At 75.1% G+C, this 908-nt stretch carries 2 protein-coding genes; one reads left to right on the top strand and one right to left on the bottom strand.

The window, feature by feature from the left end; translation table 11 throughout:
* A partial coding sequence (locus Q8814_RS26290) for a TSUP family transporter (protein ID WP_330154848.1) occupies positions 1 to 230 on the bottom strand: 230 nt, incomplete at its 3' end.
* Between the two features lie 128 nt (positions 231 to 358).
* Between Q8814_RS26290 and Q8814_RS26285 the strand changes: the two genes are divergently transcribed.
* Complete coding sequence (locus tag Q8814_RS26285; RefSeq protein ID WP_330154847.1) at positions 359 to 907, top strand: FxsA family protein; 549 nt, start codon at positions 359 to 361, stop codon at positions 905 to 907.
* The last annotated feature ends 1 nt before the right edge of the window (position 908 follow it).

Genomic DNA, 908 nt, shown 5'->3' with positions numbered 1-908 from the left:
GCCAGCACCGACCACCGCAGCGGGATACGCCGGGCGAAGGTGAGCACCGCCGCGCCGGTACCCCAGATCGCGGTGAGCTTGTTGGTGGCCAGCGCCGCCTGCGGGGTCAGCCCCGGCGCGACGAGGAACAGCGCCGGCAGCAGGATCAGTCCGCCCCCGCCGACCACCGCGTCGACCCAGCCCGCCGCCGTCGCCGCGGTCAGCAGCACCGCCCAGTCGCCCGCATCCACGCCGGTCATTCGATCACGGGCGCCGCCGCCGCGAGTCCGGGAGCAAAACCGGCGCGCCGTTCGTTGCACAGACAACCCTCCGGCGCGGGTTCCTCCCCGGGTTCCGCGCCGCGCACGGAAGGACCGTCATGTACCTGTTGTTGTTCGCCGCCTACGTCGTCGCCGAGATCGCCGTGCTCGCCTGGCTCGGGTCGGTGCTCGGCGCCGCGGCCACCATCGTGCTGTTTCTGGCCGTCAGCATCGCCGGATACGCGGTCCTCGGCGCGCAGGGTCGGCGCGCCCTCGACGGACTCGGGAAACTGCGCGGCGGCACGTTCGGTTCCGCCGCCTCCGTCGACGCCGTGGCCGGCAGGATGGTCACCGACGTCCTCCTGATCGGTGTCGGCGCCGCGCTGGTGCTGCTGCCCGGTCTGCTCACCACCGCGCTGGGCGTGCTGCTGCTGCTGCCGACCCGGGCGCTGCTGCGACCCGCGGTGCGGGCCCTCGCCGCCCGGCATCGCCGTCGCCACGGCACCCGGGTGCGCGGCGCACGACTCGTGGTGGTCGACGGGCAGGTCGTCGACCACACCGTCGTCGGCCTGAGCCCCCACCTGACCGCCCCCACCGGGCCACCCCGGCCCGGGGCGGTGATCGACGGCGAGATCCTCGACCCCCCGCAGCCCCCGACCCGGCCGTGAG

This window comes from Rhodococcus chondri (assembly GCF_036327435.1).
Lineage (GTDB): Bacteria > Actinomycetota > Actinomycetes > Mycobacteriales > Mycobacteriaceae > Rhodococcus > Rhodococcus chondri.
This window is presented reverse-complemented; position numbering and strand designations above follow the sequence as displayed.